The sequence below is a fragment of the Aliiroseovarius sp. F20344 genome, assembly GCF_023016155.1.
Lineage (GTDB): Bacteria > Pseudomonadota > Alphaproteobacteria > Rhodobacterales > Rhodobacteraceae > Aliiroseovarius.
Genome location: NZ_JALKBG010000005.1, coordinates 218,246 through 243,067 on the forward strand (window position 1 = coordinate 218,246; position 24,822 = coordinate 243,067).

Below are 24,822 nucleotides of genomic sequence, written 5' to 3' on the forward strand. Positions count from 1 at the left end.
AGATATCAAACGAGGGATTGGGGGAGGAGACCATATGCTGTCCATCATTTCGCATAATGAATGTCGCGACCATGACGCGGGGCCATTGCACCCGGAAAGCAAGGCGCGGCTGGATGCGATCAACAACCAGCTTATTATGTCGGGCATGGATTACGTGGTGCGCCATCACGATGCGCCGCTGGTCACGCGTGAACAGTTGGAGCGTGTACATGACAGCGACTACCTTGATCGCGTTTATGCACTGGCGCCGGGGCAGGGTATGGAAAGCGTCGAAGTGGATGGCGATACAGTAATGAGCCCGGGCACGTTGAAAGCTGCCGAGCGGTCTGCCGGGTCTGGCTGCATGGGTGTCGATCTTGTCATGTCGAAAGAGGCCAACCCGATTTTTTGCATGGTTCGCCCACCCGGCCACCACGCGGAAAGCGACAAGGCGATGGGGTTTTGTCTGTTCAACAATATCGCCGTAGCCGCGGCCCATGCGTTAGAAGCCCACAGGCTTTCCCGCGTGGCGATCATCGATTTCGACGTGCATCACGGCAATGGCACTGAGGAGATCTTCAAGGCAGAACCGCGTGTGCTGTTTTGCTCCAGCTTCCAGCACCCGTTCTATCCCTTTACCGGGCATGAGAAAGAGACTGACAATCTGGTCGATATTCCGCTGTCCGCCGGCGCTGGAAGTGCCGAGTTTCGCGAGGCTGTGTCTGGTCACTGGATCCCTCACCTGCGCGATTTCAAACCAGAATTCGTTTTCATCTCGGCAGGGTTTGACGCCCATGTGGCTGACGACATGTCCAGCGTTCAGCTGACCGATGCTGATTATGAATGGGTCACGCGCGAGCTAAAATCCGTGGCAGATGAGTTCGCCGAGGGTCGGATCGTTTCGATGTTGGAAGGTGGGTACGAGCCAGACGTTCTGGCCCGTTCCGTGGTCAAGCATTTGGATGTTTTGCTGGGTTAACCAAACCGCGCGGCGCTGAGGCTTCTGACAGTCTCGGCGTCCAGCTCAGACGGCCTTCCGCCCACAATGTCCGCCAGCAACTGCGACGCGGCGGGGCTGGACTGCATGCCGTATCCGCCCTGTCCAGCAAACCAGATGAAGTCGGGATCGTCCGATGCGGGACCGATCGCAAGGTTTCCGTCAGGCGTGAAACTGCGTAACCCAGCCCAGTTCGAAATCACGCGGGTCACCGGCTCGGTCACCATTTCCTCATACCGCGCAAGCCCTTCGGCCAGCACCATGTCATCGGCCCATGCGTCATGCGGCGTTGTCGGATCTGCATCAGCGGGCGACACGATCAAAGCGCCCGCGTCAGGCTTTGCATACCAAGTCTCGCCTGCATTGAGCACCATTGGCCAACTGGACACATCCAGTCCACCCGGCGCCGGAATGCGCGCCATGGAACGGCGTAAGGGGCGAATGCCGATAGGACGAACACCTGCGATGTTGGCGACCTCATCCACCCAAGCCCCTGCTGCGTTCACCAGCTTGTGACCTGTGAATTCACCTTTTGTGGTTTTAACCTGCCAACCATCCTTCAGGCGTGTAATGCCGGTGACCTTAGCCCCCGTTACAACCTCGCCATTCTGGCGCGTATCCCGTGCGAAGCCTTGCACCAATCGGTCTGTGTCGATGTCCCACGCATCGGCGTGATACCCTGCACCGCATAGCTCATCAGGCTTCAGGATCGGCATTAATATGCAGGCTTCCTGAATGCTGATGGCCTCAAGTTTCATTTTCGCCAGATCCTGCGCCAATACGTCGTCCTGACCTGTTGCACCAACCACCATGAAACCACGCGGGGACAGAACCTTGTTGACCTCGTGATAGCTGCGCGAGGCATGGTTCAGAGCGACCACCGCAGGGGTTCCATAGCTTTCTTCAAACAAGGCAGCCGACCGTCCTGATGCGTGATACGCAAGCGCGTCTTCGGCTTCCAACAGCCGCACTGTGCCAAGCTGGGCCAACCGAGCACCTGCCGAGGTGCCCGCAATGCCGCCCCCAATGATCAGAAAATCATCCATGTTCTTCAATCCTGTCTGTGGCTGGCGCAGGTGTCGGAGTCAACGCGGTTAGGCGATCCCGAAGCTCCGGCGATATCTTGTAACTCAATGCATCCAGCGAGGGTTGGAGTTGCTTAAGCGATCGCGCTGACAAAATGGGTGCTGGGCGCGCGGGGTGAGAAGCGGCCCAAGCCACGGCAAGCGTGGCGGGATGCATCTCCAGATCTGCTGCAATCTTGGGAAGCTCCGCCGCAGCCTTATGCATCCAATCCAACCCATAGCGTGCTCCATAACGCTGGTCTTCCGTCAGTCGCCCTTTGCCGCCGCTTGCATATTTGCCGGTCAACAACCCGCCACCCAGCGGAGAGTAGGTTGCGGCCAAAATACATTCCGAGCCGCACATGGGCAAAAGTTCGACCTCTGCCTGTCGTTTCACAAGGCTGTACATCGGTTGAACCACGTCGATCCGGGTGCCCATCGATTGGGCAATGGCTTGCGCTTTCATCACCTGCCACGCCGCGAAATTGGACAGGGCCAGATGGCGGGTCAGCCCTTTGGCTTGCAAATCCGCCAAGAACTCGATCTGTGCTTCAAAGGCCAAATTGGGATTAAAGCGGTGCAGATAAAGGATATCGACGCAATCCAGCCCTAGCCGGCCGCGCGACGTGCCGAATTGCCTGTGCAATGTATCGATGTTGTCTGGTGCGTCGTAACCGATTTTCGTGGCGATTATTAGGCGGTCGCGCTGGGCATTTATGAACCGCCCCAAAAACTCTTCCGCCACACCGCCAGTATAAAGATACGCCGTGTCGAAATGCGTGATGCCCGCGTCAAGACAGGCGTCGAACATCGCACGGGAGGCGGCTTCGTCGGCTTGGTCGCCAAACTGCATGGTACCGAAGGCGAACCGGGGGGCGAGGGTGCCATCAAGTGAAATCAAATCGGTCATGACGCGACCCTGCCACGCAGACCCGGAAAGGAAAAGGCCCCGCTTTCGCAGGGCCTGAACTTCGGACGGTTTACCCGAAAGGCAAACGAAGGAACGCAGTTACATCCGTCCGAAATCGTCTGAGGTCAGTTTTCCGTCGCCATTGCGATCTTGCTTGGGGAACCAGATGTCGACACCTGCAAGGAATTCCTCTCGCGTCACCTGACCATCTCCATCTTGATCCGCGTTTTCGCGGGTCATGGCCATGGCTGCGCTGTGTTCGCCCATGCCTTGTCCCATGCCTTTTCCTTGGCCTTTGCCGTGACCCTGACCCTGACCTTTGCCCTTGCCTTGGCCCATTCCTTTGCCGCCACCCTGACCTTGGCTGATGCCATGTTCCTTCATGTCAGCCTCGCGGGCTTCGTCAAACAACACGTATTCTTCGGCGGTCAGGATGCCGTCATCATCGGCATCAAAGGTCGTGAAAATATCGCCGCGCCGTTCGCGTACTTCTTCGATCGAGACCGACCCGTTTTCATCCAGGTCCCACATCTCGAGGAAATGCGCGCCGGGCTGATTTCCAGCCAGTGCGGGAAGGGCGACGACCAGTGCTGCGACGATCAGGATAGGGGTAGATTTGCGCATGGTAACGCTCCGTTTGTTGTCAATATATGCATTAAACGGAATGCGAATGGGTTTCCGTCGCGAAGTGCGCAAAAAAAGAGCCCCACCAATGGCAGGGCTCTTTCATGATCAGGTTTTCAGTCGATTAGTTCGACGGAATTTCACCTTCGATGCCTTCGACATAGAAGCCCATGCCAGCCAGCGTGCCGTCATCGGCGGTTTCGCCTTCAGCCAGCCATGCGCTGCCGTCTTGCTTGTTCAGCGGGCCGGTGAATGCGTGGTAGCTTCCGTCGGCCAGTGCATCACGCAGGGCTTCAGCTTCGGCTTTCACGTCAGCCGGTACGGCGTCCGAAATCTCGCCGATGCCAACCATGCCAGCGCCGATGCCGTCCCAGGTCGAGACGCTTTCCCATGTGCCATCCATAACCGCTTTGGTGCGCGCAACGTAGTAGGGGCCCCAATCGTCGATGATCGAAGACACGCGCGGGAACGGGGCATAGTCACCCATGTCCGACGCCTGACCAAAGGTCACGACATTGCCAGCTTCTTTCGCAGCGGCCTGCGGCGCGGTCGAGTCCGTGTGCTGCAGCACAACGTCCGCGCCTTGCTCGATCAAAGCTTTGGCCGCGTCAGCTTCCTTGGCCGGATCAAACCATGTATAGGCCCAGATGATTTTGAACTGAACGTCCGGGTTCACCTTTTTGGCGTGGATGTAAGCCGAGTTGATGCCACGGATAACTTCCGGGATCGGGAAAGACGCGATGTAGCCTACTATGTTCGACTTGGTCATTTTGCCTGCAATGTGACCTTGCACGGCGCGGCCTTCATAGAAACGGGCCGAGTAAACAGACACGTTGTCGGCTTGCTTGTAGCCTGTTGCGTGTTCGAATTTCACGTCCGGGAATTTTTCAGCCACGGCAATCGTTGGGTCCATATAGCCAAACGATGTGGTGAAGATCAGGTCAGCACCCGCCAGCGCCATCTGCGTGATCGCGCGTTCTGCGTCAGCACCTTCCGGCACGCTTTCCTGATAGATGGTTTCGACCTTGTCGCCAAACTCGGCCACAACCGCTTTGCGGCCTTGGTCGTGTTCGTAGGTCCAGCCGCCATCGCCAACTGGGCCAACATAGATGAAGCCGACTTTGGTTTTGTCTTCTGCGATCGCTGCGGTGCCCAGGCCGGTGGCCAGAGCAGCAGTCGCCAGAAGTGTTTTCAATACACGCATATTAGTCTCCCTTGGTGTCTTGAGCAGTTTCGTTGTTGTTCTCTTCCCCGTTCTCGCGGGCCTCGCGAATGCGGCGTTGAATATTGGTTTCGCTTTCCAATAGCGCCGTCGTCACGATGGCCGAGGGCACGGCGATCACGCCAAGCCCAATGAACAGGACAAAGGTGGTGAAGATCCGCCCGCCGGGCGTGATCGGAAACATGTCGCCATAGCCCACGGTGGTAAAGCTTGCCACCGCCCACCACAGGCTGTTGGGGATCGAGGAGAAGACCTCGGGCTGGGCGTCATGTTCGAAAATGTAGATGCCAACGGCGGACACATAAAGCATCAGCCCTGAGATCACGCCGAAAATGGCAAGTTCTCCGCGCACTTGCCGGAACGCCACGACCATCCGTTCCATCGCATGGCTGCCCCGAAACAGTTTCAGCAGGCGCACAAGGCGGAGCAGTCGGAAAGCGCGTAGCACCTGCCATTGTGGGGTCAGGAAGGCGATGGCCGGAGCAAAGGCGAGAAAATCGACTATGCCCCAAAAGCTGAACGCATACCGCGCTGGGCGCGGGGCGGTCGCAAGGCGCAGCACATACTCGGCCGCAAAAACGACGAGAAGCAGAATTTCGAACTTGAACAGAAGATTGCGAACCTGCCCGGGAAGCTCCGGCATGGTTTCCAGTGCGATTGCGACCGCCGACAAAAGGATCAGAACATCCATCACACGCCCGACATTCACACCGCCCAATGGGGTGTGCCCGTCTAGAATGTCGTGGATCTCGGCTTTTGTCATAGACATCCCTTAATGCGTTGCGTGGAAACTGCGACCCAGTGATCCGGGCGCGCCGTGGTTCCCTTTGAACGAGATACCGACAAGCACAAGGATTGTCACCACATAGGGGCTCATTGCCAAGACCTCGACGGGAAGTGCGACCCCGGCTGCCTGCAAGTTCAGCTGCAAAACCGTGATGCCGCCAAAGAGGTAGGCACCCAGCAAAACACGCCATGGCCGCCAGCTTGCAAAGACAACGATTGCCAAGGCGATCCAACCAGCGCCAGCGGTCATGCCTTCGACCCATTGCGGGACGCGCACAAGGCTGATGTAAGCCCCACCAAGGCCCGCACAAGCACCCCCGAACGCAATCGCAATCAGGCGCACACGGTTCACTTTGTAGCCAAGCGCATGGGCCGCGTCGTGGTTTTCACCGACGCCGCGCAGGATGAGGCCAGCACGGGTTTTGGTCAGCACATACCACGTGGCTGCGACGATGATCAGGCTGACATAGACCATAGGATCGTGTTTGAAGAGGATCGGGCCAAGCACTGGGATATCGGAAAGAAGCGGGATGTCCCACTTCGCCATGGTGGGCGCTTTGATGCCTTCGTAGGGTTTGCCGATCAGGGCCGACAGACCAAGGCCGAAAAGTGTGAGCCCAAGTCCCGTCGCCACTTGGTTGGACTTAAGGTAAAGCACCAGAAGGCCAAAAAGCATCGACAGGGCCGCGCCTGCCACCGCTGCTGCAACAAAGCCAAGGGCCGGGGTTTGGGTGTTTACTCCAATGGCAAAACCCACCACCGCACCGGTGATCATCATGCCTTCGACGCCAAGGTTCAGGACGCCGGATTTCTCGACGACGGCTTCGCCTATGGCTGCCAATAGGATCGGAGTGGCCGCCACCATGAGAGAGGCCAAAAGCAGGATCGGATTGATTTGTCCTAGGTCCATGATTGTCGCTCCTATTGTGCCGCTACTGGGCGTTTAAGCCGCAGCCGGTAGTGGGTCAGCATGTCCATCGCCAGAAGGAAGAACATCAACATGCCTTGGAACATCTGGATCGCCGCACCAGGAAGACCCAGCATCAGTTGCGCCAGCTCACCGCCAATATAGGTCAGCGCCATCAGTAGGCCCGCCAGCAAGATGCCGACCGGATGCAAGCGACCAAGGAAAGCCACGATGATCGCGGTGAACCCATAGCCAGAGTTGAAGTCGATCGTGACCTGACCGGACGGACCCGATACTTCGAACAAACCAGCAAGACCTGCAAGTGCCCCGGAAGTGCCCAGACAAAACAGCACCAGCCGCGTCGGGTTCACGCCTGCAAACCGTGCTGCGCGTGGGGCTTCGCCTGCCAGTCGCACCTGAAAGCCCAGCATGTGGCGGGTCAGAAGGATATAGGCAAGGATCACCGCGATGAACGCTGCCGCCACACCCCAGTGCATGCCTGTGCCCTCGATTATATCGGTGTTATAAGCGGCCGGGAAGTCGCGGAAGTTGCGCGATCCGGGAAAGCCCATCCCATCTGGGTTTTTCAAGAGCCCCTGACTGACCGATGCCAAAAGGTTCTCGGCCACATAAACCAACATCAGGCTGACAAGGATTTCGTTGGTGCCGAACTTCACTTTCAAAAACCCGGGGATCATTGCCCAAGCCCAGCCACCAATCGCACCCGCAAGCACCATGGCCGGGAATAGAAGAATGCTCTCAGATGGATAGAAGGCCAGCCCAACAGCGGCGCCACAGATGGCCCCCATGATGTACTGACCTTCGGCCCCGATGTTCCAGATACCTGCACGAAAGCCCAGAGACAGACCGATGGCAATCAGGATCAAGGGAGCGGCTTTTACCAGAAGCTGAGGCCGCGAGTAGGGTCCAAAAGTTTCATGAAACAATGGGTCCCAGAAGATCGTGCGAATGGCCTCGAACGGGTCCTTGCCCAGCATCCAGAACATGATGCCGCCTGCAATCATAGTTGCGATCACCGCCAGAACCGGAGTCATCGTTGCCCATAACTTTGAGGGCTGCGGTCGTTTCTCAAGACGGATCATGCGGCCACCTCACCTTCTCCACCACCCATCATCAGGCCGATCTCCTCGACGCTCAGGTTTTGGGTTGGCACGGGGTTGGCCACGCGCCCTTCGTTTAATGCCGTGAAGCGGTCGGCAATTTCCATCAGTTCGTCCAGATCCTGGCTGATCACGATCACGGCGGCGCCCTTGTGGGCGAGATCCAGCAATGATTGCCGGATCGAGGCCGCAGCCGCCGCATCCACGCCCCAAGTGGGCTGGTTTACCACCAAGACGTCTGGGTCTTGCAACACTTCACGGCCAATGACGAATTTCTGCAGGTTGCCACCAGACAGCGATCCCGCTGCGTTTTCCGTGCCTGGCGTGCGCACATCAAACGCTTCGATGATGCGGCGGGCGAAGCTTTCAGCTTTGCCCCAGCGCAAGAACCCGCGTTCCACAAGGTTCTCGCGTACAGCGCCGGTAAGCAGAGCGTTTTCAGTCAAGCTCATTTCGGGGGCTGCTGAATGGCCCAGCCGTTCTTCGGGTGCCGTTAGCAATCCGCGTGTGCGTCGTGCATTGGGTGGCAGGGTGTTAATCTCGTCCCCGGACAGCTTGATTGCCCCTGCGCTGGCCCGGGCTTCGCCAGATAAAACCGCCAGAAGCTCGTCCTGCCCATTGCCTGCCACACCGCCAATGCCCAGCACTTCGCCCTTGCGCACGCTCAGGCTGACGTTTCTTAGGTTCACGCCAAATTCGTTGGGCGAGGTCATGGAAACGCCCTCGAGCGACAGCGCCTCGTCGCCCGGTTCCCAGTGTTCGCGTGATGGCACGTGCAGCGTATCGCCCACCATCATCTCGGCCAATTCGCGGGCCGATTTCTCGCGGGGATCGCAGGTGTCCACCACCACGCCATGGCGCAGGATCGTCGCGTGTTCACACAGGCTGCGGATTTCTTCCAACTTGTGCGAGATATAAAGGATCGCGGTGCCTTCATCCGTCAGCTTGCGCAGGGTTTCGAATAGAATTTCAACCTCTTGCGGGGTCAGAACGCTGGTCGGTTCGTCCATGATCAGAAGCTTGGGGTTTTGCAAAAGGCAGCGAATGATCTCGACCCGTTGACGTTCGCCTGCCGACAGATCGCCCACGGTCCGCTCGGGGTCCAATGGCAACCCATACGCTTGGCTTACTTCGCGGATGCGGGCAGACAGTTCGCGCGGCGTCGGCGGGTTGTCCATGCCAAGCGCGATGTTTTCGGCGACAGACAATGCGTCAAACAGGCTGAAATGCTGGAACACCATTGCCACACCTGCCGCGCGTGCAGCAGCGGGATTCACAGGGGTAAAAGTCTCGCCCTTCAGGGTCATTTGGCCCGCGTCAGGTTTCACCAAACCGTAGATCATTTTAACGAGGGTGGATTTACCCGCCCCGTTTTCACCCAAAAGGGCGTGAACTTCGCCGGGTAGCAGCGAAAACGAGACCTGATCGTTGGCGACAACGCCGGGATAGGCCTTTGTCAGACCCTCCAGCGTCATCAGCGCATCAGCTTGGCGCAAATCCCCTGTCAAATGACATCCCCCTGTCGTGGTGTGTGGTGTTCGATTTATTGTTATATGCCACGCTCTTAAGTAGCGCGGACGCAACCCCTACGGCAATGGCCTGCGGGTGTTTTCCAAGGCTTGGATCGCCAATTGGGCAGGCAATCCGGTCGATTTCACCTATGCCGTGTCCCAACGCGGTGAGGCGACGACGGAAACGGGCCCATTTTGTTGCCGATCCGATCAAGCCTGCGGTGGCAAAGTCGCGTGATAGAATCGCATGGCAGATCTCAAGATCCATGACGTGGCTATAGGTCAGCACAAGGTGATGTGCGCTGTCAGGCGCAAGGCGAACCGCTTTGGCGGGGTCCGGCGCAGGAAGACAGGTGACATCTTCGGGCGGTGTTTCTGGAAAGCGGTCTGCCGCCACATCGACCCATGTGATGGCAAGGTCCGGCAATGGGGATAGAGTGGCGACAAGCGCCCGTCCCACATGGCCAGCGCCGTAGATCCAAACGGGTTCGGTCGGATGTGCGATCGGCTCCACCATCCAGCCTTGCAGTAACTCGGCGGTGGGCGTTACGCCTTGATTGCGTGCGGCCGCGATCAAACGTTTTACAGCAAGGGGCATGTCGGATTGGCCTCCGACGGCGCGTGCGTGCAAGGGCACGTCCTTAAGATTGGTTAGGTCATCCGCCCTGTAGATCTCGGACAAAATAGTGACCGCACCGCCGCAGCACTGACCCAAAGCTGGGCCAAGGGGCAAACGTTCGATTGTCTGCTGCGTTCCATCAGCCAATTGTTGGCGGGCTGCTTTCGCTGCACGGAACTCCAACTCTCCGCCACCGATTGTGCCAGTTTGTCCGTCCTTCCAAACCAGCATCGCTGCGCCAACCTCGCGCGGGGTTGATCCGGCAGTATCAGCCACCACCACGCGCACCACGGCGAGGTGATCCGCAAGTGCGGAGCGAAGGGAGGTCAGATCAATCGCCATCGCGCACTCTCTCGACGGCTGCCAGAACCTCTTCCGCCGTTGCTGGCGCGTTCATGTCGTGAAATCCATCGCCGCATGCGGACACGGCATCCGCCAAAGCCAACCAGGCCGAGATGCCAAGCATGAAGGGTGGCTCCCCCACTGCTTTTGAACGAAAGATCGTTTCTTCGTGGTTGGGTTGGTCCCACAGATCCACGTTGAAAACACGCGGGCGGTCTGAACAGGCCGGAATCTTATACGTCGACGGTGCATGGGTGCGCAGCACGCCTTTGTCATCCCAGACAAGTTCCTCTGTCGTCAGCCACCCCACGCCTTGCACATAGCCGCCTTCGACCTGACCGATATCCAGCGCCGGGTTCAGACTGGTGCCTGTGTCATGCAAGATATCGGCACGCAACACGCGGTTCTCGCCCGTCAACGTGTCGATCACCACTTCGGATAGGGCGACGCCATGGGCGAAATAGAAAAACGGCCGCCCTTGCCCTTTGACCCGGTCCCACGTGATTTCGGGTGTTTTGTAAAAACCAGTCGCTGACAGACTAACTCGTGCTTCGTAGGAAAGCTTTGCGGCTTCCTGAAATGGAATGCTTTGCGCTGGGCCGTGGACTTCGCCGTCTGCGAAGGTGATTTCGGCGGCAGTACATTGCCAGATCTGCGCCAGATGTTTGGCCATACGATCCCGTATGGCAAGGCAGGCCGATTGCACGGCCATCCCGTTCAGGTCGGACCCCGACGAGGCCGCAGTGGCCGAGGTATTGGGCACCTTACCCGTATCCGTCGCCGTGATTTTCACGAAATCCAGCGGCACGCCAAAACTGCGGGCTGCAACCTGAGCGACTTTCTGGAACAACCCTTGCCCCATTTCGGTGCCGCCGTGGTTCATTTGGATCGAGCCATCCTGATACACATGTACCAGTGCGCCCGCTTGGTTCAGATGGGTCAGCGTGAAACTGATCCCGAACTTAACGGGTGAAAACGCCAGCCCTTTTTTTAAGAGCGGGTTCTCCGCATTGAAGGTAGCGATCTCGTCTTTTCGGCGCGTGTAATCTGCGCGTTCAAGCAACGCATCGGTCATGGCCGGTATGTGAAAGCCCTGAATCTCCTGCCCATAATGGGTTGTTTGGCCGTCGCGATAGTAATTCACGCGCCGCACATCCTTGGGGTCCAATCCGCGTGCTTGCGCCACGTGATCCAAGATCCGTTCGATCCCGAATACCCCCTGCGGGCCACCAAAGCCACGAAATGCAGTGGCCGAAGCCGTGTGGGTTTTCAACCGGTGGCTTTCGATCCGCACATCGGACAGGAAATAGGCGTTATCGGCATGCAGCATGGCGCGATCTGCGACGGGCAGGGACAGGTCTTGCGCCCACCCGCAGCGGGTCATTTGTGTGACATCCAGCGCCACCAGTCGACCGTTTTCATCGACACCCGCGCGATAGGAAATGCGAAAGTCATGTCGCTTGCCGGTGATGACCATGTCATCATCCCGATCATAGCGCATTTTGCAGGGTTGCCCGGTCTGTCGTGCTGCGATGGCACAGGATACGGCCAGCGCGTTGCCTTGGCTTTCCTTGCCGCCAAAACCCCCGCCCATGCGCCGTGTCTCGACACGGACGGCATGCATCGGCTTGCCAATGGCCTCGGCCACTTTGTGCTGAATTTCAGTTGGGTGTTGGGTCGAGCTATGGACCAACATATCCCCATCTTCTTGCGGCACGGCCAGCGCGGCCTGCCCCTCAAGATAAAAGTGTTCCTGTCCGCCCATCTCGAAGCTGCCTTCGATGATATAGGGCGCTGTTGAAAGCCCGCTTTCGGCGTTCCCTCGTGACCAGATAACTGGCCCGTCTTCGAACCGGCTGTTTGCGGCCAATGCGTCATCAATGGTTAGAATTGCCGGACGAGGATCGATTATAATTTCGCCCAAACGCGCCGCCTTTCGCGCAGCCAAATGGCTGGTCGCGACCACAAGGAAAATGGGTTGCCCGTGATAGAAGACTTCGCCCTGCGCCAAAAGCGGTTCGTCATGGGCCGATGGCGAGACGTCGTTGTCAAATGGCAGGTCCGCAGCAGTCAGCACCGCGACCACGCCCTCAGCGGCCCGTACCTTGGACAGGTCCGCCCGCGTGATGATCCCGCGCGCTGTATCGCTTAGGCCAAAGGCCAGATGCAGGCAGTTGGAAGGCGTGGGGATGTCGTCGACATAGCGCGCAGCGCCGGTCACATGAAGGGCGGCTGCGTCGTGGGGCAGGGAGGTTCCGGCGCTCATGACGTCACCTCCAGTACAGAAGAGGCTGTGCCCTGATCCTCGTGGTAACAGCGGATCAACATGTTCTGGCAAGCCTTCAGTCGGTAATCCGCCGAGGCTCGCATATCCGTTAAGGGCTCATAGTCCTTGGCAAATTCTTTGGCTGCGGACTGGACGGTTTCAAGAGTCCACGGCTGCCCAATCAATGAGGCTTCGACATGCGTGGCACGCTTAGGTGTCCCGGCCATGCCGCCAAACGCAATTCGAGCGGTCGTGACTTTATCGTCCTCAACACCGATGTTGAACGCGCCCAGAACGGCCGAGATATCCTGATCGAAACGTTTTGAGAGTTTATAGACCCGAAGCTGATCCGCCTGACGCGGAATCGAGATTGCCTCGACAAACTCGCCTGCCTGACGGTCCTGTTTGCCATAGTCGATGAAGAAGTCCTCCAACGCGATCTGACGGCGTATGTCCCCGCGACGCAAATGAAGCGTTGCACCTAGAGCGATCAGCGGCGGCGGGCCATCACCGATTGGAGAGCCATTGGCAATATTGCCCCCAATCGTCGCGACATTGCGCACTTGAAGTGATGCAAAACGGCGCAGCATTTCCGCGAAATGGGGATGGCGACCCAGCATCAGTTGACGCAGATCCTCGATACTGACGCCTGCGCCGATATGGATTTGCGCATCCGTGACTTCGACCTGTTTTAGGTCGGATACGCCCCCTAGAAAGATTGCAGGCCGGATGTCCCGCAACGCCTTTGTGGTCCAAAGCCCAACATCCGTCGCCCCCGCCACAAGTGTCGCGTGCGGGTGCTCCATCAACGCCTGCGCCAGACCGTCACTATCCTTCGGCTGCATAGGGTCGTGGCCATCCACTTCGGGCAGATCTGGCGCTTGGGTAATTCCTGCGGGGGCAGGCAGCTTGCTTGCCTTTTCAGCGGCACGGACAATCGGCGCGTACCCCGTGCATCGGCACAGATTCCCGGCCAGCACATCATCATGCGCCATGTCGCCATTCAAATGCGCGGTCGCCAATGACACAGCGATCCCCGGCGTGCAGAACCCGCACTGCGATCCATGTTCTTCGATTAGGGCGGTTTGCACTGGGTGCAGGCCATCGTCACCCGCCAGTGCCTCGACCGTGGTGACGGATTTTCCATCCAACTGGCCCAAAAAGAGAATGCAGGCATTGACGGCTTTTGCCCCGCCTGCATCCCGCACCATGACGGTACAGGCGCCGCAATCACCTTCATTGCAGCCTTCCTTGGTTCCGGTCAGACCGCGGTTCTCGCGCAGCCAATTCAGCGTGGATTGCGTCGGGTCGACATCGCGCAGGGTCACGCTCTCTCCATTCAGAAGAAAGGTGATAGTCATTTCATAGTCCTGCCGCCTTACCCTGTTGGTGGCCCCGCTATTGGCGTCCTCGATGCGGCGTAGAAAACGCGCGGGGTTATTCTTGAAGTCAGATCAGAAAAACCGAGAATCGCTTTTGAAGCAAGAAAATCCTTGATCACGATCAACGCGAACCTTCCAGTTGGATACTAAATTTCAGGCGGAGGCGGAGATGAAGACATTTGGACTGATACTGCTGCTGATTGCGCTTATCCTTTTGATTGGACAAATTTTTCTGGGGATGCGGTTTGCCGCGAAGGTCCATGAACTTTCTGACCAGTTGCGGCGTGAAGCAACCGGTAAGATACGTACTGACTTGCCTGAAATCGTTGCCGCGTTCGCACAGAAGGGCATGGTGGGCGATGAACATATCAGGACAAGCCACTGTGTGTCCCAAGATGTTGAAATGCGCCTTTCCAAAGGGGCTGATTGGCAACCAATAACAGCACGTCAGATCGTGTCCACCACAGAACCCGGCTTTGTTTGGTCCGCCACTATGCGGCTTGGCCCGGTGCCCGTGGTCCGAGTTTTAGACCGGTTTGTGCAAGGGGTCGGCGAACTTGAGGTGCGGCTTCTGGGCGCTTGGCCCATGGGACGCGAAACCGGGGCCGAAGCAGACCGGGGCGAGGCGATGCGTTACCTTTCGGAGCTGCCATGGTTCCCCGACGCGATCCTTGCCAATCATCAAATCAATTGGCAGCAGGATTCCGATGATCGCGTCGACGTCAGCTTGCCAGTTGGCGGCAAAGAAGCACGCGTGACGCTGCTATTCAATGCCGAGGGCGACATTGTTGGGATGCAGGCGAGTAATCGTCTTGCAAAAGATGAGAATGGCGAACCGGTTTTGTTGGATTGGCGCGGAAGCTACTCGAACTATGCAATGCTTGATGGGCGGCGTGTGCCAATTACTGGCGAAGTTGGCTATGTTTATTCAGATGGGTATGAAGGCTATTGGCGGGGCCGGCTAGGTCCCTGTCAGAATAGGTCGAGTTGATATTTGCAGTTCGGTATGCAATAGTATACCGAAAAGAGGAGTGCCAATGCCATGCTTCTAAATCTCCATCACGTACAACTCGCGATGCCCAAAGGGCACGAAGACGAAGCCCGCGCGTTTTACGCTGACTTGCTTGGTCTTTCAGAAGAACCCAAACCTGATGCCTTGCTTGGACGTGGGGGCGTCTGGTTTTGTCTGGGCGACCTGCGTGTTCATCTCGGCGTCGAAACCCCATTTCAGCCAGCTCGCAAAGCACATCCAGCTTTCGAAGTCGCGGATCTGGATGCTTTGGGGGAGCGATTGAAGCAGGCGGGATGCCGCGTTCGGATCGATGAAAAGCTGCCCGATTATAACCGGTTCTACACCGAAGACCCATTCGGAAACCGGATCGAATGCCTCGAGCGCGCCAAAACGTAATCGGTCTCTTTCAGAACTCCGTCCGCTCGTCTAACTTGTGGCAATGAGCAGCCAACCCCGATTCATTCACCTTCGCACGCACACCCAGTATTCGCTTCTGGAAGGCGCCGTTCCTGTCAAAAAACTGCCCGGTCTTTGCGCCGCGCATGACATGCCCGCCGTCGCGATGACTGACACAAATAACATGTTTGCGGCACTGGAGTTTTCCGTGACCGCTGCTGACGAAGGCGTGCAGCCCATTATCGGGTGTCAGGTTGATGTCTGCTTTGATCCTTCTGAGCCGGGCGAGGCCCCAAAAGCCCCAGCCGCCGTTGTTTTGCTGGCCCAAACCGAGGCAGGGTACGAGGGGCTGATGCGACTTAACACCTGCCTCTATGTTGATAAAAACGGCGCGCTGCCTCAGGTGACATTAGAGGACCTTGAGGCCAATTCTGAAGGCGTGATTTGCCTGACGGGTGGGGCGGAAGGCCCTGTAGGGCAGCTTCTGCAGAACGGTCAGCGCGACAAGGCCGAGGCGCTGATGCGCAGGCTTCACACGATCTACGGTGACCGCCTTTATATGGAATTGCAACGTCACCCCGGCGAGGGTGGCCAACCCACCGAACCCGAACGTCTGACGGAACGCGGCTTTGTTGAGATGGCCTATCAGATGGGCATTCCCCTGGTCGCCACCAATGATGTCTATTTCCCCGCGCAAAAACTATACGAGGCGCATGACGCTCTGATCTGTATAAAAGAAGGCGCTTATGTGGATCAGCAGGACGGTCGCCGCCGCCTGACACCGCAGCACTATTTCAAAAGCCCTGAGGAAATGATCACGCTTTTTGCTGATATTCCGGAAGCGATTGAAAACACGGTGGAGATCGCAAAGCGCTGTGCTTTCATGGCCTATCGTCGCGATCCGATCTTGCCGAAATTCGCGGATGATGAGGTGGCCGAACTGCGGCGACAGGCCGAGGCCGGTCTGGAATACCGCCTTTCAATGATCCCGCATGCTGTCAGCGTCGAAGAATACAAGGAACGGCTTAATTTTGAGCTCGATATCATCGAGGGCATGGGCTTCCCCGGCTACTTCCTGATCGTTGCCGACTTCATCAAATGGGGCAAGGACCAAGGTATTCCTGTGGGGCCGGGCCGGGGGTCCGGTGCAGGCAGCCTCGTCGCCTATGCCCTGTTGATCACCGACCTTGATCCGCTGCGCTATTCACTGCTGTTCGAACGCTTCCTGAACCCGGAACGTGTGTCGATGCCAGACTTCGACATCGACTTCTGCATGGATCGACGGGAAGAGGTGATCCGCTACGTTCAGGAAAAATATGGCCGAGACAAAGTCGGGCAGATCATCACCTTCGGCGCGCTTCTTTCCAAGGCCGCCGTGCGCGACGTGGGCCGGGTGCTGCAAATGCCTTACGGGCAAGTGGACCGTCTGTCGAAGATGATCCCGGTTGAGGGCGTGAAGCCCGTGTCGATCGAGAAAGCGCTGGCTGACGAACCGCGCCTGCGCGAAGAAGCCCGCGCCGAGGAAGTGGTCGATCGGCTGCTCACTTATGGCCAGCAGATCGAAGGGCTATTGCGCAACGCATCAACCCATGCGGCGGGGGTTGTGATCGGAGATCGTCCGCTAGACGCGCTTGTGCCGCTCTATCAGGATCCGCGTTCTGACATGCCCGCCACCCAGTTCAACATGAAATGGGTCGAGCAGGCCGGTCTTGTGAAGTTCGACTTCTTGGGTCTGAAAACACTGACCGTCATTCAGAACGCTGTGGACCTGATCCGGGGACAGGGGCGCGACATCCATACGGGACCGAATGGCGATCAACTCTACGATCCGCCCGAAGGCGCGGTGAATGAAATCAACGCCATCCCGCTGGATGACGAACCAACCTACAAGCTCTATGCCGCCGCGAAAACAGTCGCTGTATTCCAGGTGGAATCTACCGGCATGATGGATGCGCTACGGCGCATGAAACCCACCTGTATCGAAGATATCGTGGCCCTTGTGGCGCTGTATCGTCCCGGCCCGATGGAGAACATCCCGACCTATTGCGAGGTCAAAAATGGCTTGAAAGAAATCGAGTCCGTTCATCCTCTGATCGACCATATTCTCGAGGAAACTCAAGGGATTATTGTTTATCAGGAACAGGTTATGCAGATCGCGCAGGTCATGGCGGGTTATTCGCTTGGCGGCGCGGATTTGTTGCGCCGGGCCATGGGTAAGAAGATCAAAGAGGCGATGGACGCCGAGCGTCCGAAGTTCGAAAAGGGTGCTGCCGAAAACGGTGTGCCTGCCAAGAAAGCCTCGGAAGTCTTCGACCTTCTGGAAAAATTCGCCAACTACGGCTTCAACAAATCCCACGCCGCTGCCTATGCGGTCGTCAGCTATCAAACCGCATGGCTGAAAGCGAACCACCCGGTCGAGTTTATGGCTGGTGTGATGAATTGCGATATCCACCTGACCGACAAGCTGGCGGTTTACGCCAACGAAGTGCGCCGCGGTATGGATCTCGAGATCGTACCGCCTTGCGTGAACCGCTCGCTCGAGACCTTCAGCGTGAAGGATGGCAAAGTTGTCTACGGTCTGGGCGCTCTGAAAAACGTCGGTATCGAAGCGATGAAGCTGGTGGTCGAGGGTCGCAAAGTGGACGGCGCCGACAAGCCCTTCGCCACGCTCTTTGATTTCGCCCGCCGCGTGGATCTGAAACGCGTTGGCAAGCGCCCGATGGAGATGCTGGCCCGTGCAGGTGCCTTTGATCAGCTCGACAAGAACCGCCGCCGTATTTTCGACAGCCTCGATGGTCTGGTCAACTATTCGGCGGCCATTCACGAACAGCGCGCCTCGAACCAGGTGTCTCTGTTTGGAGAAGCGGGGGATGACCTGCCTGAACCACGCCTTTCCCCTGTTGGCGACTGGCTGCCAAGCGAACGTCTGGCGGAAGAGCAGAAAGCGATTGGTTTCTACCTGTCAGGCCACCCACTGGACGACTACATGGCAGCGCTGAAGCGCAAGCAGGTCATGTCACTGGCCGAGCTTGAAAAGAAATCTGAACGCGGGGCGTCCATCGCCAAGATCGCGGGCACTGTGGCCGGACGGCAGGAACGTAAATCCGCGCGCGGAAACCGCTTTGCCTTTGCGCAACTGACGGATCCGACAGGGCAATATGAGGTCACGATCTTCTCAGACGTGTTAGAGAAATGCCGCGATTATCTGGAAACCGGGGCCAACGTGGTCGTAACGGTCGAAGCGACGATGGAGGCCGATCAGTTGAAGCTTCTGGCCCGCTCAATCTCGCCCATCGACAATGTGGTGTCGGATGTGGGGGGCATGGCGTTGAAGCTCTACCTGGAAGAGCCGACCGTTTTGGAACAAGTCGCATCCCTTCTGAATGATGCCGCTGAAAAGGCCCGCAACGTGCGGCCGGGCGAAATCTCGATCTGTCTGATGGACCCCAGTTTGCCGGGTGAGGTCGAAATGACACTTGGGCAATCCTACCCGCTTAACCCGCAGATCAAAGGAGCGCTGAAGTCACTGAATGGCGTGATTGATGTGGAAGAGGTTTGATTGAAGCTTAGATGGCGGGTTGACCGCAACGTGCCTCAGTAATGTGGCGGGCGTTCGTCACCTAAGATCACGCCGCCCGTTCCCGCGTTCTCACGTTGGGCTTCGCGCTCCATCAGCATCTTCACGCGATGCGCCATCGTTGACAGCTCCGTATCCTGCCGCGCGACGACGTCGTTCAATTCCTCGACCTGACGGGTCAGGTGGGAAACGGTTTCTTCAAGTTGGGTCAGGCGATCATCTGTCATAGCGCCCTCATAGCGCGGCTTGCGGCTAAGACCCAGCGCTTTTCGCATGTGGCGGTAAATCGTGAAGAAAAGCAGGCTTTCCTTGCCCCCAAGCCGCCCATCCGCTAGACCGCCCGCGAACCTTATCGGAACTGGGACCAGTCATGGCCAAGCAGAAAAAACAGCCCCGCCCCAAGGCAATCACGCCCAAGGGATTTCGCGACTATTTCGGAGCGGAAGTGGACGAGCGTAAACATATGCTCGACCAGATTGCGGCTGTGTACCATCGCTATGGGTTTGACGCGCTGGAAAGCTCGGCTGTCGAAACGGTCGAGGCGCTGGGTAAATTCCTGCCCGATGTGGATCGTCCGAACGAAGGCGTCTTCGCGTGGCAGGAGTTCGATGAAAAGGACAATGGCGACTGGATGGCCCTGCGCTATGATCTGACCGCGCCGTTGGCGCGTGTCTATGCGCAACATCGCAATGACCTGCCTTCCCCCTATCGTCGCTATGCGATGGGTCCGGTCTGGCGCAACGAAAAGCCCGGTCCGGGTCGTTTTCGGCAGTTTTATCAATGTGATGCGGACACGGTGGGCACGGCTTCGATGGCCGCGGATGCCGAGATTTGCGCGCTTCTGGCAGACACGCTGGAAACCGTTGGTATCCCGCGTGGCGACTATCTGGTCCGGGTGAATAACCGCAAGGTTATGAATGGCGTTCTGGAAGTTATGGGCGTGGGCGAAGGTCCTGAACGTGACGCGGTTCTGCGCACCATCGACAAGTTCGACAAGGTGGGCGAAGCAGGCGTGCGCGAGCTTTTGGGCAAGGGGCGTTTGGATGCGTCGGGTGCTTATATTGACGGTGTGGGTCTGTCGGATGAACAGGCAGAACCGGTGCTGGCCTTCCTCACCTCGAAGGGTGCGACGGCCGCCGAGACGCTTGCGAACCTTCGCGCTGCAGTAGGTGAAAGCGCGATTGGTGCTGAAGGCATTGCAGAGCTTGAACAGATCGCCGAGCTTCTGACCGCTCAAGGATATGGCCCTGATCGGATCGAGATTGACCCCTCGGTCGTGCGCGGGCTGGGCTACTACACCGGTCCCGTGTTCGAGGCCGAACTGACCTTCGAAATCCTCGACGAGAAGGGCCGCCCGCGCCAGTTCGGGTCCGTGGCTGGTGGTGGCCGCTACGACGATCTGGTCAAGCGCTTCACAGGCCAAGCGGTTCCCGCAACCGGCATTTCCATCGGCGTGGATCGCCTGCTTGCCGCGCTGCGTGCCAAGGGTCGTATGAGCGGCAAGGCCGTTGGCCCCGTGGTGGTTACCGTCATGGATAAGGCGCGTCTGGCGGAGTATCAGTCGATGGTGTCCGAGCTGCGCAACGCTGGTATCCGGGCCGAGGTTTATTTGGGTAATCCCAAGAATTTCGGCAACCAGTTGAAATATGCTGACAAGCGCAAATCACCCGTCGCGGTGATTGCGGGTTCAGACGAGTTTGACGCCGGCAAGGTCCAGATCAAGGACCTCGTTCTGGGAGCGAAGATCGCTGAAAGCGCCACGCTTGAAGAATGGAAAGAGCGACCAAGCCAATTCGAATGCAACCGTTCGGAACTGGTCGCCAAGGTGCGCGAGATCATCGAGGCATCCGATGACTGACAAGGCACTGATCAGGGCCGAAGCAACACGGCTAAGGGGCTTTTTTGAAACGAAGGGCGCTCAGGTTGTCGAGGCTGACATTCTGCAGCCCGCTGGCACACTTCTGGACCTCTATGGCGAAGACATTCGCGGCCGCGCGTTTGTAAGCCATGACCCGATGCGTGGCGAGGTTATGCTGCGCCCAGATTTCACCGTGCCCGTGGTGCAAATGCACATGGCCGAGGGGGCAGAACCCGCGCGCTACACATATATGGGCGAAGTTTTCCGAGCTCAGGAGCAAGTGGCCGAACGGGCGCCTGAGTATTTCCAAGTGGGATACGAGGTGTTCGACCGCGACGCGCCGATTGATGCGGATGCTGAGGTGTTTGCACTGATCCGTGGAGCATTGGAACCTTTGTCGCTGCGTGCGGCAACCGGGGATATGGGCCTTCTGTTGGCTGCTGTGCGCGGCTTGAAAACAACCGATCGCCGCAAAGCAGCCCTTCTGCGCCACATCTGGCGTCCGCGCCGTTTCCGCGCGCTTCTGGACCGTTTTGCAGGCCGCGCACCGCTGCCAGAAGGCCGCGAAGCGTTGTTGGCGAAAGAAGATCCGATGATCGATGCCGGGCCACAAATCGGTCTGCGCAGCGCTGCCGAAATTTCTGAGCGTGTTGACGCTTTGCGCGAAGACGCTGCTGCCGCCGCGATCTCAACGCAAGAGGTCGAGCTGCTGGATGACCTTCTGGCCCTGCGCGAGTCCACATCGAATGTACTGGAGCATCTGCGCGACATCGCCGTGGACATGCCCGCAATCGCAGATGCCGTGGATCGCTTGGAAGCGCGTGCCGAAGCGCTGGTTAAGCGTGGCGTGAATGTCGATACACTCGATTTCGAAGGCAGTTATGGGCGCACTTCGATGGAATACTATGACGGGTTTGTCTTTGGTTTCTACGCCGAAGCGCGCCCAGACCTGCCACCTGTTGCAACTGGCGGGCGCTACGATGCGCTGACCCGTGTTTTGGGCAATCAAAATGGCAGCGGTGAGATCCCAGCAGTGGGCGGGGTCATCCGGCCCGAGCTACTGTTGGAACTTGGTGCGGGGGACAAAGCATGACGTTGAAGCTTGGAGTGCCCTCGAAGGGCCGCCTGATGGAGAAAACTTTTGATTGGTTCGGCGCGCGTGGCGTTGAATTGTCCCGCACTGGGTCTGACCGCGAATACGCGGCGGCCGTAAAGGGGATCGAAGGTGTCGAGCTTGTGTTGCTTTCAGCCGGTGAAATCCCGCGCGAGCTGGCCGCGGGCCGTATCCATCTGGGCGTGACCGGATCGGATCTTGTGCGTGAGAAACTGGCCGCTTGGCCCGATAAGGTGTCAGAGCTTGCTCTTATGGGCTTTGGCCATGCGGATCTGGTGATTGCAGTACCGAAATGCTGGGTCGATGTGAACACACTGGACGACTTGGATGCGGTGGCAGCGGCTTTCCGCGCCAAACACGGATTCCGGCTGCGCATCGCCACCAAGTATCACCGTTTGATCCGCGATCACCTGCGTGATCACGGCGTGGCGGATTATCAGCTTGTGGACAGTCAGGGCGCAACGGAAGGCACCGTGAAAAACGAAACGGCCGAGGCGATTGCCGATATCACCTCGACCGGGGAAACTCTGCGCGCCAATCACCTGAAGATTCTGGCGGGCGCACCAGTTCACAAATCACAAGCGACCCTGTTCAAAGCGCGGGGTGCAGATTGGAACGACAAGACCCGTGCGACCTTCGCTGTGCTCACTGACAAGCTGGGCATCAACGCCTGAGTGATCTTACCTAATGCGTCGGGTCCAGTGCCAGTTTCATCCAGTCATGTAAGGGATCCATCGCGACCAGTTCACCCGCGATGGCCTTTGGCGCGTTCTGTCCGAAGATCTCGTGCTGCGGGACATGATCGTTCCACCAGACAATCCCTTTGCGGCGAAGCAATGCACCTTGAGGATGGTCAGCGTCCCATGCCAGAGGAATACGTTTCAGCTCTGGCTCGGAGAGTCTCAGACCACCTTTGATGGCTTTGGCATTCAGCTCTGTCAAAATTTCACCCTGGGGGCCCGCCACGGTCTCGCGCCAATGCTCAAGCATATCGTGGTCAAACGCGAATTGCCCAAAGCCGACCACAAGGTGATCCGTTTGCAGACCCACCATCCAGCTGGCTCCGGTTTGTGCATCTGAAAAACTGATATGAATATGCGTGTTGTAGGGTGTTTTGTCTTTTGAGAACCGCAAGTCGCGATGCATACGAAAGATCCGGGTGGTGACTTCGGTCTCATATTTGGCTGCGAGCAACTGATTTAACGCATCCGCGAACCTTTGGCCGGCATCTTTGACATGGTCCGTGTATCGCTGCTTGTTGGCTTCGAACCACTCGCGGCGATTGTTTTGGGACAGGTCACGAAGAAACGACAGGGTTTCATCGCTGAACCAATTCATGATGCCGGTTCCTGCGGGTCAAAAAACCCAGCCGCCTTGTGGCTTCCATCACAGAACGGCTTGTTCTTTGATGCTCCACATCGGCAGAGGAACGCTTTTCCAACCGTGCCAATCCGTCGACCGGTACCCGAGCAGATCTCGAGATTTCCATCGACAACCAAAGGGCCATCAGGACGGCGCGAGACATTGGCAGGGCCGCCAACATCTTCGCTTTGCTTTGGTGTTTTAGGGGCTGGTTCCCCGGTTGCTTCGAACCCTCCTTCCACATGGCTGTAGTCACAAAAAGGTTTGTTCTTGGACAAGCCACAGCGACAAAGGGCAACGCGGTTTTCGCGTGCGCCGTCTTCAACGCAGACGTCTCCGGCCAAGATCAACGGGCCGTTCTCCAAAACCGCCAGCCGATTGATCTTGGGTGCGCGTTCTTCCACGCCGCTTGGCCGTTTGAAGGCCAATGCCCCGGACGGGCAAGTGCGGATCATTGCGGCGATTTCTTCAGCGCTAGCGTTGTCAGGCTGCACCCAAGGGCGCTTTGACGGGTCGAATACTTCGGGCAATTGAAGGAAGCAATTTCGTGCGTGAATACATCGCCCTAGGTCAAATGTGACGGTTATGTCCTGTCCAGAGTACTCTTTACGTTTCATACGTGGCTCCCCCGCTGCGTGTGATCAGCCTAACGCCAATCACAAAATTCGCAAAATCACGAAAAAGGGCGCCGGTGGTCCGACGCCCTTCGTTCATGTTGCTGGTTGTGTTGTGCGTTAGCGTTTGCGCGAGCGCAAGAAGCCCGTGATGTCATAGGCTTGGTCAAGGATAGGCTGCGCAATCGCATCAGCTTTGTCCGCGCCTTCGCCCAGAATGCGGTCAATCTCGGCCTTATCGTTCATCAGGCGCGACATCTCGGTCGAGATCGGTGCCAACTTATCGACCGCCAGATCTGCCAATGCTGGCTTGAACTTGCCCCAGCCAGCGCCAGCGTATTCCGTGATCACCTGTTCGTTCGTCATACCCGACAGGCCCGCATAGATGTCCACAAGGTTCTTCGCCTCGGGACGGTCTTTTAAGCCGTCCAAAGTCTCGGGCAGAGGCTCCGGGTCGGTCTTTGCCTTCTTGAACTTCTTGGCGATTTTGTCTGCATCATCTGTCATGTTGATGCGTTCCATATCGCTCTCGCCCGATTTCGACATCTTCTTGGTGCCGTCACGCAGGTTCATCACGCGGGTTGCCGGGCCTTCGATGATTGGCTCGGGCTGCGGGAAGAAACCTTCAGCCTTGAAATCGTGATTGAACTTCGCTGCTATATCGCGCGTTAGCTCGACGTGCTGTTTCTGATCCTCGCCCACGGGCACGTGGGTCGCGTGATAGAGCAGAATGTCGGCAGCCATCAGCGACGGATAGGCGTAAAGCCCAAGCGAGCTTTGCTCGGCGTTCTTGCCAGCCTTGTCCTTGAACTGTGTCATGCGGTTCATCCAACCCACGCGGGCCACGCAGTTGAACAGCCAAGCAAGCTCTGCATGAGCCGAAACTTGGCTTTGATTGAACAGGATCGACTGGCTAGGATCAATGCCTGCGGCCAGAAACCCGGCGGCCACTTCGCGGGTTGCGTCGGTCAGCTCTTTTGGGTCTTGCCAGACGGTGATGGCATGCAGGTCGACGACGCAATAAATGGTCTCGAAATCCTGTGCCTGCATGTCCACGAAACGCTTGATGGCGCCAAGGTAGTTGCCCAGCGTCAGCCCGCCCGAGGGTTTGATCCCCGAAAATACGCGCGGCGTGTGATTGGTCATGTGTTTGCTCCGT

At 57.8% G+C, this 24,822-nt stretch carries 22 protein-coding genes; 7 read left to right on the forward strand and 15 right to left on the reverse strand.

All coding sequences use genetic code 11. The features are described from left to right. Window positions 1-34 precede the first annotated feature (34 nt). On the forward strand, window positions 35-958 hold the full coding sequence (locus MWU55_RS05275; RefSeq protein WP_246934711.1) for a histone deacetylase family protein: 924 nt from the start codon (window positions 35-37) through the stop codon (window positions 956-958). Here the strand turns inward: MWU55_RS05275 and MWU55_RS05280 are convergent. From MWU55_RS05280 to xdhA, 11 genes are all read right to left on the reverse strand, one after another. Further along, a complete protein-coding gene (locus MWU55_RS05280) occupies window positions 955-2,022 on the reverse strand; it encodes an FAD-binding oxidoreductase (protein ID WP_246934712.1) in 1,068 nt (355 codons plus the stop codon). The two genes, MWU55_RS05275 and MWU55_RS05280, sit on opposite strands and share 4 nt — an antisense overlap. Continuing rightward, window positions 2,015-2,950: an aldo/keto reductase gene (locus MWU55_RS05285; protein WP_246934713.1), complete on the reverse strand. Its 936-nt coding sequence runs from the start codon at window positions 2,948-2,950 to the stop codon at window positions 2,015-2,017. The genes MWU55_RS05280 and MWU55_RS05285 overlap by 8 nt, the downstream gene beginning before the upstream one ends. Window positions 2,951-3,049: 99 nt before the next feature. Then, complete coding sequence (locus tag MWU55_RS05290) at window positions 3,050-3,574, reverse strand: EF-hand domain-containing protein (RefSeq protein ID WP_246934714.1); 525 nt, start codon at window positions 3,572-3,574, stop codon at window positions 3,050-3,052. Window positions 3,575-3,698: 124 nt separating this feature from the next. Further along, the gene (locus MWU55_RS05295; RefSeq protein WP_246934715.1) at window positions 3,699-4,778 is read right to left on the reverse strand and encodes a BMP family ABC transporter substrate-binding protein; all 1,080 of its coding nucleotides are present in this window, start codon (window positions 4,776-4,778) and stop codon (window positions 3,699-3,701) included. 1 nt (window position 4,779) lies between these two features. Further along, window positions 4,780-5,559, reverse strand: a complete 780-nt coding sequence (locus tag MWU55_RS05300; RefSeq protein WP_246934716.1) for an ion transporter — start codon at window positions 5,557-5,559, stop codon at window positions 4,780-4,782. A 9-nt stretch (window positions 5,560-5,568) separates the two neighbouring features. After that, window positions 5,569-6,492 (reverse strand): ABC transporter permease, encoded by a 924-nt coding sequence (locus MWU55_RS05305; protein ID WP_246934717.1) that lies wholly within the window; start codon window positions 6,490-6,492, stop codon window positions 5,569-5,571. Between the two features lie 11 nt (window positions 6,493-6,503). Next, window positions 6,504-7,592 (reverse strand): ABC transporter permease, encoded by a 1,089-nt coding sequence (locus tag MWU55_RS05310; RefSeq protein ID WP_246934718.1) that lies wholly within the window; start codon window positions 7,590-7,592, stop codon window positions 6,504-6,506. Beyond that, window positions 7,589-9,085, reverse strand: a complete 1,497-nt coding sequence (locus MWU55_RS05315; RefSeq protein WP_246934795.1) for an ABC transporter ATP-binding protein — start codon at window positions 9,083-9,085, stop codon at window positions 7,589-7,591. Before MWU55_RS05315 ends, MWU55_RS05310 begins: the two co-directional genes overlap by 4 nt. Before the next feature lie 7 nt (window positions 9,086-9,092). Beyond that, window positions 9,093-10,082 carry a xanthine dehydrogenase accessory protein XdhC gene (gene xdhC, locus MWU55_RS05320; RefSeq protein WP_246934719.1) on the reverse strand — a complete coding sequence of 330 codons (990 nt, stop codon included), beginning with the start codon at window positions 10,080-10,082 and terminating at the stop codon, window positions 9,093-9,095. After that, entirely contained in the window at window positions 10,072-12,348 is a 2,277-nt protein-coding gene (xdhB, locus tag MWU55_RS05325) for a xanthine dehydrogenase molybdopterin binding subunit (protein WP_246934720.1), read from the reverse strand. The genes xdhC and xdhB overlap by 11 nt, the downstream gene beginning before the upstream one ends. Then, on the reverse strand, window positions 12,345-13,709 hold the full coding sequence (xdhA, locus tag MWU55_RS05330) for a xanthine dehydrogenase small subunit (protein ID WP_246934721.1): 1,365 nt from the start codon (window positions 13,707-13,709) through the stop codon (window positions 12,345-12,347). Before xdhA ends, xdhB begins: the two co-directional genes overlap by 4 nt. A gap of 190 nt (window positions 13,710-13,899) precedes the next feature. On the opposite strand from xdhA, the gene MWU55_RS05335 reads away from it, so the two are divergent. Genes MWU55_RS05335 through dnaE form a run of 3 tightly spaced genes read left to right on the forward strand, consistent with a single transcriptional unit; the run spans window position 13,900 to window position 18,697 of the window. Beyond that, window positions 13,900-14,721 (forward strand): DUF6544 family protein, encoded by an 822-nt coding sequence (locus MWU55_RS05335; RefSeq protein WP_246934722.1) that lies wholly within the window; start codon window positions 13,900-13,902, stop codon window positions 14,719-14,721. A gap of 51 nt (window positions 14,722-14,772) precedes the next feature. Beyond that, window positions 14,773-15,138: a VOC family protein gene (locus MWU55_RS05340; protein ID WP_246934723.1), complete on the forward strand. Its 366-nt coding sequence runs from the start codon at window positions 14,773-14,775 to the stop codon at window positions 15,136-15,138. 43 nt (window positions 15,139-15,181) lie between these two features. Then, the gene (gene dnaE / locus MWU55_RS05345; RefSeq protein ID WP_246934724.1) at window positions 15,182-18,697 is read left to right on the forward strand and encodes a DNA polymerase III subunit alpha; all 3,516 of its coding nucleotides are present in this window, start codon (window positions 15,182-15,184) and stop codon (window positions 18,695-18,697) included. Between the two features lie 35 nt (window positions 18,698-18,732). On the opposite strand, the gene MWU55_RS05350 is transcribed toward dnaE, so the two are convergent. Further along, on the reverse strand, window positions 18,733-18,927 hold the full coding sequence (locus MWU55_RS05350) for a SlyX family protein (protein ID WP_246934796.1): 195 nt from the start codon (window positions 18,925-18,927) through the stop codon (window positions 18,733-18,735). Between the two features lie 158 nt (window positions 18,928-19,085). Between MWU55_RS05350 and hisS the strand changes: the two genes are divergently transcribed. From hisS to hisG, 3 genes are read left to right on the forward strand one after another with little or no spacing between them, the layout of a single operon-like run. Then, complete coding sequence (hisS, locus tag MWU55_RS05355; RefSeq protein ID WP_246934725.1) at window positions 19,086-20,573, forward strand: histidine--tRNA ligase; 1,488 nt, start codon at window positions 19,086-19,088, stop codon at window positions 20,571-20,573. Further along, window positions 20,566-21,666, forward strand: coding sequence for an ATP phosphoribosyltransferase regulatory subunit (locus MWU55_RS05360; protein WP_246934726.1), 1,101 nt, complete (start codon window positions 20,566-20,568; stop codon window positions 21,664-21,666). The genes hisS and MWU55_RS05360 overlap by 8 nt, the downstream gene beginning before the upstream one ends. Then, window positions 21,663-22,361: an ATP phosphoribosyltransferase gene (hisG, locus tag MWU55_RS05365; RefSeq protein WP_246934727.1), complete on the forward strand. Its 699-nt coding sequence runs from the start codon at window positions 21,663-21,665 to the stop codon at window positions 22,359-22,361. The genes MWU55_RS05360 and hisG overlap by 4 nt, the downstream gene beginning before the upstream one ends. A 10-nt stretch (window positions 22,362-22,371) precedes the next feature. Here the strand turns inward: hisG and MWU55_RS05370 are convergent, their stop codons facing one another. The 3 genes from MWU55_RS05370 to trpS form a co-directional block, all read right to left on the reverse strand. Beyond that, on the reverse strand, window positions 22,372-23,025 hold the full coding sequence (locus tag MWU55_RS05370; RefSeq protein ID WP_246934728.1) for a TIGR02453 family protein: 654 nt from the start codon (window positions 23,023-23,025) through the stop codon (window positions 22,372-22,374). Then, window positions 23,022-23,666: a CDGSH iron-sulfur domain-containing protein gene (locus tag MWU55_RS05375; RefSeq protein WP_246934729.1), complete on the reverse strand. Its 645-nt coding sequence runs from the start codon at window positions 23,664-23,666 to the stop codon at window positions 23,022-23,024. The genes MWU55_RS05370 and MWU55_RS05375 overlap by 4 nt, the downstream gene beginning before the upstream one ends. A gap of 117 nt (window positions 23,667-23,783) precedes the next feature. Next, window positions 23,784-24,809, reverse strand: coding sequence for a tryptophan--tRNA ligase (gene trpS, locus MWU55_RS05380; protein WP_246934730.1), 1,026 nt, complete (start codon window positions 24,807-24,809; stop codon window positions 23,784-23,786). Between the last annotated feature and the right edge of the window lie 13 nt (window positions 24,810-24,822).

Excerpts from the sequence above, each read along its gene's own strand:
- MWU55_RS05275 (WP_246934711.1), top strand. The coding sequence starts at position 35 with ATGCTGTCCATCATTTCGCATAATGAATGTCGCGACCATGACGCGGGG.
- MWU55_RS05280 (WP_246934712.1), bottom strand. The coding sequence starts at position 2,022 with ATGGATGATTTTCTGATCATTGGGGGCGGCATTGCGGGCACCTCGGCA.
- MWU55_RS05285 (WP_246934713.1), bottom strand. The coding sequence starts at position 2,950 with ATGACCGATTTGATTTCACTTGATGGCACCCTCGCCCCCCGGTTCGCC.
- MWU55_RS05290 (WP_246934714.1), bottom strand. The coding sequence starts at position 3,574 with ATGCGCAAATCTACCCCTATCCTGATCGTCGCAGCACTGGTCGTCGCC.
- MWU55_RS05295 (WP_246934715.1), bottom strand. The coding sequence starts at position 4,778 with ATGCGTGTATTGAAAACACTTCTGGCGACTGCTGCTCTGGCCACCGGC.
- MWU55_RS05300 (WP_246934716.1), bottom strand. The coding sequence starts at position 5,559 with ATGACAAAAGCCGAGATCCACGACATTCTAGACGGGCACACCCCATTG.
- MWU55_RS05305 (WP_246934717.1), bottom strand. The coding sequence starts at position 6,492 with ATGGACCTAGGACAAATCAATCCGATCCTGCTTTTGGCCTCTCTCATG.
- MWU55_RS05310 (WP_246934718.1), bottom strand. The coding sequence starts at position 7,592 with ATGATCCGTCTTGAGAAACGACCGCAGCCCTCAAAGTTATGGGCAACG.
- MWU55_RS05315 (WP_246934795.1), bottom strand. The coding sequence starts at position 9,085 with ATGACGCTGGAGGGTCTGACAAAGGCCTATCCCGGCGTTGTCGCCAAC.
- xdhC (WP_246934719.1), bottom strand. The coding sequence starts at position 10,082 with ATGGCGATTGATCTGACCTCCCTTCGCTCCGCACTTGCGGATCACCTC.
- xdhB (WP_246934720.1), bottom strand. The coding sequence starts at position 12,348 with ATGAGCGCCGGAACCTCCCTGCCCCACGACGCAGCCGCCCTTCATGTG.
- xdhA (WP_246934721.1), bottom strand. The coding sequence starts at position 13,709 with ATGACTATCACCTTTCTTCTGAATGGAGAGAGCGTGACCCTGCGCGAT.
- MWU55_RS05335 (WP_246934722.1), top strand. The coding sequence starts at position 13,900 with ATGAAGACATTTGGACTGATACTGCTGCTGATTGCGCTTATCCTTTTG.
- MWU55_RS05340 (WP_246934723.1), top strand. The coding sequence starts at position 14,773 with ATGCTTCTAAATCTCCATCACGTACAACTCGCGATGCCCAAAGGGCAC.
- dnaE (WP_246934724.1), top strand. The coding sequence starts at position 15,182 with ATGAGCAGCCAACCCCGATTCATTCACCTTCGCACGCACACCCAGTAT.
- hisS (WP_246934725.1), top strand. The coding sequence starts at position 19,086 with ATGGCCAAGCAGAAAAAACAGCCCCGCCCCAAGGCAATCACGCCCAAG.
- MWU55_RS05360 (WP_246934726.1), top strand. The coding sequence starts at position 20,566 with ATGACTGACAAGGCACTGATCAGGGCCGAAGCAACACGGCTAAGGGGC.
- hisG (WP_246934727.1), top strand. The coding sequence starts at position 21,663 with ATGACGTTGAAGCTTGGAGTGCCCTCGAAGGGCCGCCTGATGGAGAAA.
- MWU55_RS05370 (WP_246934728.1), bottom strand. The coding sequence starts at position 23,025 with ATGAATTGGTTCAGCGATGAAACCCTGTCGTTTCTTCGTGACCTGTCC.
- MWU55_RS05375 (WP_246934729.1), bottom strand. The coding sequence starts at position 23,666 with ATGAAACGTAAAGAGTACTCTGGACAGGACATAACCGTCACATTTGAC.
- trpS (WP_246934730.1), bottom strand. The coding sequence starts at position 24,809 with ATGACCAATCACACGCCGCGCGTATTTTCGGGGATCAAACCCTCGGGC.